Below are 7,821 nucleotides of genomic sequence, written 5' to 3'. Positions count from 1 at the left end.
GCTGGGCCCGAGCCACCAAAGGCGTCCCCGACGAGTTCCTGAAAACCCACCACATCGGCTGCGGCGGACAACCAGGCCAACCCCGCACCCAAACACCCGAAGTCAGCGCTGACGGGAATGCGGCAGGGGAGTCCTGCACCCCGACCACCGGTTTCACTGACGTGGAAAGCGTCGGGGACCTGTTCAGCCACCTTGTTCCCGGCGAAGCCGCAGAGGATGAGGGTGTTGCCGGTGATGTATGGGTTCCCGCCGGAATGGAGTACGACTCGACCCTGGGACTCCTGCTCCCGGCCGGGGTGGGGGTCCACGTGAACCTGGTCATCACCGATCTGGCGGCCTTCGGGATCACCGACCAACCGGCCCAGATCTTCGGGCTGGGCCCCTACCCGGCCGAAATGGCGAGGGAACTCATCCACACCGCCCAGACCCGACACTCCGCAACCATGCGACGGCTCTACACGGAACCGGGGTCGGGGGCGTTGATGCGGATGGAATCAACCGCCCGCACCTTCCCCGACGGGTTAGGCACAATGCTCGCCCTGCGTGACGGGCACTGCCGCTTCCCCTTCTGCGACGCCCCCATCAGACACCTGGACCACATCCAACCCCACGCAGAAGGCGGGCCCACCAGCTACTCCAACGGCCAGGGCCTCTGCGCCCGCCACAACCTCATCAAAGAATCCGACGGAGCCACCACAAATCCAGCCTCCGGCGGAGACACCGGAAGCCTCGGTGCAGGCGCCATCATCACCGTCCTCTCAACCGGCATGAAGTTCACCTCACCGGCCCGAGCCTTCCCCACTGAGTCACCCATGACCGTGGCAGAAGATCACTACTGGCGCGGCTACCGCGACGGCCGCGGAGACCAACGCCAACAACAAACCGACCGCGAACACGACCTCCAAAACCAAGAAGACACCATCTTCGCCGCAGAAGACCACCTCAAACAAATGGCCCACGCACTCCTCGAACACGGCACCGCATAGCCTGTCCGAGTTGGTGCAGACCACGGCCGGTAAGCCATATGGCAGATCACAGCGTGAGGCGCTCCCCACCAGGAGGGGCGCCTCACGCTGTGCTCAGTGTTTCGACTGGAAAGAGCTGGGTTTGGACTGGGAAGAGCCGTTCGCCCTGCACCGAACCAAACAGAAACTCGATCAGCGCACTACGGTGACCTTCTGCTTCTTGGCCTCGGCCTTGGCACGCTTGCGCAGCACCTTCTCGTCCACGGGGGAATTCGGGTCGGCTCGCAGGTGGCGGAAGTACTCAGCAGCCTCATCCTGACGCTGCTGTTCCTTCCCGGATGACAGCGGGGAACGCAGGTGTTCCTGGGTGTACCCGAAGGCATCGACCAGATCCTGCGCGTGAGGACGCAAACGCAGGATGAGACGGGACACGTAGTCCTTCAGTGCCCGTGCGCGTTGGGCTGAGAGTCGGCCGTTCATGAGGTACCAAGCCAGTTCGTCCTCGATGCTCGTGAGCGCGAAGAGGTCGCGTACCCAGGTGAGCACCTCGAGCGTGTCCCGGTCCTCGACGTTCTCAAGCGCACGGGTGAACGCATCCCACTGCAGGAGACGAGCGTGAACCTTGGCCGCGGCGATGAGATCGTTCTGGTGCTCGTTGAACACCGCGGCTTGCTCGGCCGGCGACTTCTTGGACGCACCCTGGATGGCGCGGCCGATCTCGGCGACGGCCACGTTCACACGCTGTTCCAGCAGCTCGCGCTGAACCTCGGGGTCCTTCAACTCCGCGACGGAACGCCGGGTGGAGGCGGCATCGTGGGCCTCCTGGCCCAGCACGCGCACGCCGGTGCGCGAAGCCACGGCGTCGGCTCCGGTCTTGAGGACGTACTTGGCCAGGCCCTTGGCATCCATCCCCTTGAACTCAGCGGCGAAGTCGGTGAGCAGGCGCTTGCCGACCAGCTGCAGGAGGATGTTGTTGTCGCCCTCGAAGGTGGCATAGACATCCAGGTCGGCATGGAGGCCGGTGAAGCGGTTCTCGGCCATGAAGCCGGCGCCGCCGCAGGCCTCGCGGCACTCCTGGATGGTGTCCAGCGCGTCCCAGGTGCTGGCGGGCTTGAGCGCCGCAGCGAGCGTCTCGAGTGCCTCCCGGTCCGCGTCGGTGTCGTGTGCACCAGAGAACACGCCGTCGAACGTGGCGAGCAGCTCCTCGTGGGCAAAGGACTCGGCATAGGTGCGCGCGATCCGGGGGATCAGGCGGCGCTGATGGCGACCGTAGTCCAGCAGCACCTCCTCATGGATGTCGGAGGAAGCGTTGAACTGCCGGCGCTGGTTGGCGTAGGTGGTGGCGATCTGCAGCGAAAGCTTCGAAGCAGCCACAGCAGCACCGTCCAGGGACACACGCCCCTGGACCAAGGTGCCGATCATGGTGAAGAAGCGACGGCCGGGGGAGTCGATGGACGACGTGTACGTTCCATCTGCCGCGACATCGCCGTAGCGGTTGAGGAGGTTGGTGCGGGGGACTCGCACGTGGTCGAACGCGAAGCGGCCATTGTCGATACCGTTCAGTCCGCCCTTCACCCCATCGTCCTCGGAGGAGACACCCGGCAGCAGGTTCAGGAACTCATCCCGCACGGGAACGTAGAAGCAGTGCACACCGTGATTGACGCCGTTGGTGATGAGCTGGGCGAAGACCGTCGCGGCCTTGGCATGCAGAGCGGCGTTTCCCAGGAATTCCTTCCAAGCGGCCCGGAAGGGCGTGTTGATCTCGAACTCTTCCGTCTCCGGGTCATAGGTGGCCGTGGTGCCCAAGGAGGCCACGTCGGAACCGTGACCGATCTCGGTCATGGCGAAGGCCCCGGGGATGTCCAGGTTCATGATGCCCGGCAGCCACTTGTCATGCTGTTCTGCATTGCCCAGATGCAACACGGCGGAGCCGAAGAGCCCCCACTGCACACCCGACTTGATCTGCAGCGACGGATCCGCGGTGACGAGTTCCTCGAACGCAGCGATGTTGGCACCGTGGTTGTCGTCTCCGCCGTACTGCTTGGGGAACGCACGTTTGATGGCACCCTCACTGACCAGGGTCGAGAGGTTGTCCAACGTCCGTTGCCGGTGCTCCGGCACGGACTGCCCTTCGATCTTGTGCAGGTCGGGGCGCTTGGCGAGTTCGCGAGACGTCTCGCGGGCCTCGGCCCACCGTCCCAGCAACTGCTGGGAGAGGGCTTCGACGTTGATGCGGGGGTCGGTCATCATGCTTCCTTAAACTTTCGATCCAACTTCGGTGAGGAACGGAGAAGGTCAACGGACTGGTAAGAAATCAGGGGAATTCAGGAGGTGGTGGTAAGCCCGGCGAGCAGCCACCCTGTGATGGTGGCGGCCAGGGCTTCTGGGGTGCCGCGTGGTGCAGGCCCGGCCAACCAGGACTCACCGGCCGAACGAATCAACCCGATAGCGGCATAGGCACGGATCCCGGCCAGGCCAGGTGAGGATTCGAGCGGGGCCAGCTCATCGAGCCGTTCACCCATGAGCTGTGCCAGGTCACGGGTGAAGGCCAGCACCGTGTCGGACGGAGCGTCGGCAGCAGGTGCGGTCTCTCCACCCAAGACGAATGCGTAGGTATTGGGGGAGGATGCGGCCTGTTCAAGATAGGTGCGAACCATGGCCCGCAGGGAGGTTTCGGGATCCGACGTGGCTGCCGCTGCGGCCACCACGGCGTCACGGAGACCGTCAACCACATCGGCACCGATGGCGGATCGAAGCCCGTCCTTGCCGCCGAAGTAGCGATAGACCACGGACTTGGATGTGCCGGCGTCCGAGGCGATGACGTCCATCGGGACGCCCGGGCCGTTGAGGTGAATGGACTTGCGTGCGGACCTGACGAGGTCCTGCCGTTTCCGACTACGATGATCCACCCAGCGCGTCTCCCTGCCATCCAAGGTTTCGTCTTCACCCGTCAGGGACTCGGTGCCTTCAAGATCGGTGAGCTGTTTCACGATACCGAGCGTACCAGGTACTCTGGGTTTCGGATACAAACCCTGGCGACCGCCCAAGGTCCTTTACGCCCCAATCACAGGAGCACACACTCATGGCCTCACCCGCCTACGTTCTCGCAGGAAATCGCATCCCCTTCGCCCGTGCCCACGGTGCCTATGTCGGCGCTTCCAACCAGGACATGCTCTCCGCAGCCCTTGACGGACTCGTGGCCCGCACCGGCCTGCAGGGACAGCGTGTGGGCTCCGTCGCGGCCGGCGCGGTGCTGAAGCACTCCCGCGATTTCAACCTGACCCGTGAAGTGGTCCTCGGCTCCACCCTCGACTCGGCCACCCCTGCCTACGACGTCCAGATGGCCTGCGCAACAGGCATGGAGGCCATCGGCTCCCTGGCCGACTCCATCCGCGCCGGCCGTTTCGACTCCGCCATCGGTGGCGGCGTGGATTCCATCTCCGATGCCCCCATCACCGTCTCCGACGGCGCCCGCGCGACGCTGCTGGAACTCTCCAGGGCGCGGACCGCCAAAGACAAGCTCAAGGCGATCACCAAGCTGCGCCCGCGCGACCTGGCCCCCGTGGCACCGGGCACCGACGAACCCCGTACCGGCCTGTCCATGGGTGAACACCAGGCCATCACCACTCTCAAGTGGGGCGTGACGCGGAAGGAACAGGACGAACTCGCCCTGGCCAGCCACCTCAACCTCGCCGCAGCCTATGACGAGCACTTCTTCGACGACCTCGTGACGGGGTTCCGTGGCCTGAGCCGTGACAACAACCTCCGGGCGGACTCCACTCTGGAGAAGCTCGGCAAGCTCAAGCCCGCCTTCGGCCGCGGCCTCCCGGGGGAGGCCACCATGACCGCAGGCAACTCGACCCCGTTGACGGACGGCGCTTCCGTGGTGCTGCTCGGTACCGACGAGTTCGCGCAGACCAACGGCCTCACCCCGCAGGCCGAGTTCGTGGATCACGAGTTGGCCGCCGTGGACTTCGTCTCCGGCGAGGAGGGCCTGCTGATGGCGCCCGCCTACGCGGTGCCCCGGCTTCTGGCCCGCAACGGACTCGCCTTGGCCGACCTCGATTTCGTCGAGATCCACGAGGCCTTCGCAGGCACCGTGCTCTCCACTCTCAAGGCCTGGGAGGACGCCGACTTCTGTCGCGATCGCCTTGGCCTGGACGCGCCTCTGGGCAGCGTGGACCGTGCCAAGCTCAACGTCGCAGGGTCTTCGCTCGCTGCGGGCCATCCCTTCGCGGCCACGGGCGGACGCATCGTCGCCACCCTCGCGAAGATGCTGCATCAGCGTGGTTCCGGGTACGGCCTGGTATCCGTGTGTGCCGCCGGTGGCCAGGGTGTCGTCGCCCTCCTCAAGGCAGCCTGAGACGAGGGGACCAGTCACAATGAGCAACGCATACCAGAAGTTCGTCTCCCGCGGCCTCGGCGCAGCACTCGCCAAGTCGCTCGGGCTTCCCCGCCCGGCCAAGCTCCGCCGCTTCCGCGCAGGAGATCCTCTCCTGCCGGGGCCCGTGCAGCTGATCGGCACCTCGAACGGCGCACGTGAGATCGCCGAGGAACTCCTGACCTGGGGCCTCGACGTCCGTACTCATGACGCCGGGAACACCCGATTGGGCGGCATCCTCGTCATGCTCGACGACGTGGCTGCCCCCTCCGATCTCTCGGCACCCGCGCAGGAACTCGCCGCCGCCGTACGACGGCTCGGGGCCGGGGCGCGGGTGGTGGTGGTCTCGCGGGCGGCGAGTAACGCCGTCGGGCAGGGGACCCGAGCGGCACGCCAGGCCGTCACCGGCCTGGTCCGCTCGCTGGCGCACGAGATGCGCGGCGGCGCCACAGCCAACGGCATCGTGGTGGCCGACGGCGTGTCCGTCACCGCGCCGTCGACGCTGGGTGCCCTCCGTTTCCTGTTCTCCGGACGCAGTGCTTACGTGGACGGTCAGTTCCTGACCGTTGATTCCTCGCGCGGCGAGCTGCCCGCCGACCCCGAGCGGCCGCTGGCAGGGAAGGTCGCAGTCGTGACAGGTGCGGCCCGCGGCATCGGCGCCGAGATCGCGACAGTCCTCTCCCGCGACGGCGCCACCGTGGTGGCCGTGGACGTCCCGCAGGCGGGCGAGGCCCTGAGCGCCGTGACCAACCGGGTCGGTGGCACCGCGCTGCAGCTCGACGTCACCCGGCCGGATGCGGGCCAGGTCATCCTGGACCACGCGCGCTCCCGTCATGGCGGACTGGACATCGTGGTGCACAACGCCGGCATCACCCGGGACAAGCTGCTGGTGAACATGGGCAAGGCCCGCTGGGACTCGGTCATGGCCGTGAACCTGGAGTCGCAATTGGCCATGAACCGAACCTTCGAGGCGGCCGGACTGACCGGTCTGCGCATCGTTTCCCTCGCATCGACGTCAGGCATCGCGGGCAATCGTGGGCAGACCAACTACGGGGCATCCAAGGCCGGGGTGATCGGGCTGGTGCAGGCGGAAGCCGACGTCTTCGCTCAAGGCAACGGCGGCGTGAACGCCGTTGCGCCGGGTTTCATCGAGACCGACATGACGGCCAAGATGCCCTTCGGGCCCAAGTGGGCAGGGCGCCTGGTGCTACCCAGCCTGCAGCAGGGCGGCCTACCTCGCGATGTCGCGGAGGGCGTGGCCTTCCTGTCCTCGGATGCGGCGGCCGGTATCAACGGTACCGTGCTGCGTGTGTGCGGCCAGAGTCTGATCGGAGCCTGAACCATGACCGTTCTCACGTTGGATTCCTCGCCCTCGCTGCCCAAGCTCTACGCCAAGGCTGCCGGTGGGTCACTGAAGACGGTGAAGTCCGTTTCCGCGGATTCGCTGCCGGATCTGGAGGTGGTGTTGGACGGCGCCTCCGTCTCCGCCGCGACCCTGACGGCTTACCACCGGCTCGTCGGTGGGGCCACCACAGATCACGTCGATTCCGTTGCCCTGCACGGGCTCGGATTCCCAGTGGCGCTGGCCCTGATGTCCCGCCCGGAATTCCCGTTGCCACTCATGGGGGCCGTGCATCTGTCCAACCACGCCTCGTTGCTGCGACCGGTGCGTGTGGGGGAGAGCCTCACCGTGAGGGCCACCGCCCAGGACCTGGCCGCCCATCACGCCGGGACCACGGTCACCATCGTCACCAGGCTCTTCTCCGGCGCGGACGAGGTCCACGTCTCCCGCAGCGTGTACTTGGCCAAGGGTGTGAGGCTGCAGGGAAGTGAGGCTCCAAAACGTCCGGAAAGAGCCACATTCCAGACTCCGGTGCCCACCGGAGCCTGGAAACTTCCCGCCAGCATCGGTCGCGCCTGGGCCGAGGTGTTGGGGGACTGGAACCCGATCCATCTCGGAGCCCTGCCCGCCAAGGCGCTCGGCCGCAAACGGGCCATAGCGCACGGCACCTACCTCGCGGCACGCGCCTTACAGGGTGCAGTTCGGGCCGACCAGGTCCATGAATGGGAGATCACCTTCGGGGCACCGGTATCGCTTCCGGGCACGGTGAGTTTTGCTCGGGAGTCCGACGGAGCGTTCTCAGGTTGGGATGCGCGCAGGGGACGGGAACACTTCAGCGGCTCGGTCCGGGCTCTCTGACCCGGTGCAATGCGTGAGGTCCGACTGCGGGTGACCGCCCGCCGTCGGACTCCATCCCTCTAATCGGCCCCATCCCTCTAAGGGGACCTGGCCTTCGAATGGGTTCTGGCCTACGAAGGCGACCGGCCTTCCGGGGGGAACGGAACCGGACCAGAATCACCGGAAAACAAAGTAGGGCCGCAAACAAGGTTTTAATGATTGCGGCCCTACACATTGTGCGCGGGGGGGGGCGAGGACCCCCCCCCACGAAAAAGAGGGCGAGCACCACAAGCTAG

6 protein-coding genes are annotated in these 7,821 nt (G+C 66.2%); 4 read left to right on the top strand and 2 right to left on the bottom strand.

The features are described from left to right. On the top strand, positions 1–986 hold a 986-nt coding region (locus tag Q0A15_RS07460), incomplete at its 5' end, for an HNH endonuclease signature motif containing protein (RefSeq protein ID WP_291278892.1). A 171-nt stretch (positions 987–1,157) separates the two neighbouring features. Here the strand turns inward: Q0A15_RS07460 and Q0A15_RS07455 are convergent. Further along, the gene (locus tag Q0A15_RS07455; protein WP_291278893.1) at positions 1,158–3,212 is read right to left on the bottom strand and encodes an acyl-CoA dehydrogenase; all 2,055 of its coding nucleotides are present in this window, start codon (positions 3,210–3,212) and stop codon (positions 1,158–1,160) included. A gap of 77 nt (positions 3,213–3,289) precedes the next feature. Beyond that, positions 3,290–3,955: a TetR/AcrR family transcriptional regulator gene (locus Q0A15_RS07450; RefSeq protein WP_291278891.1), complete on the bottom strand. Its 666-nt coding sequence runs from the start codon at positions 3,953–3,955 to the stop codon at positions 3,290–3,292. A 92-nt stretch (positions 3,956–4,047) separates the two neighbouring features. Between Q0A15_RS07450 and Q0A15_RS07445 the strand changes: the two genes are divergently transcribed. Genes Q0A15_RS07445 through Q0A15_RS07435 form a run of 3 tightly spaced genes read left to right on the top strand, consistent with a single transcriptional unit; the run spans position 4,048 to position 7,546 of the window. Continuing rightward, positions 4,048–5,328, top strand: coding sequence for an acetyl-CoA C-acetyltransferase (locus Q0A15_RS07445; protein ID WP_291278890.1), 1,281 nt, complete (start codon positions 4,048–4,050; stop codon positions 5,326–5,328). A gap of 19 nt (positions 5,329–5,347) precedes the next feature. Continuing rightward, positions 5,348–6,685: a 3-oxoacyl-ACP reductase gene (locus tag Q0A15_RS07440; RefSeq protein ID WP_291278889.1), complete on the top strand. Its 1,338-nt coding sequence runs from the start codon at positions 5,348–5,350 to the stop codon at positions 6,683–6,685. A gap of 3 nt (positions 6,686–6,688) precedes the next feature. Next, on the top strand, positions 6,689–7,546 hold the full coding sequence (locus tag Q0A15_RS07435) for a MaoC/PaaZ C-terminal domain-containing protein (protein ID WP_291278888.1): 858 nt from the start codon (positions 6,689–6,691) through the stop codon (positions 7,544–7,546). Positions 7,547–7,821: the final 275 nt, after the last annotated feature.

Source organism: Galactobacter sp., from assembly GCF_022712295.1.
Lineage (GTDB): Bacteria > Actinomycetota > Actinomycetes > Actinomycetales > Micrococcaceae > Galactobacter.
Note: the sequence above shows the minus strand (reverse complement) of the source record. Positions and strands in the feature narration are given on the sequence as shown.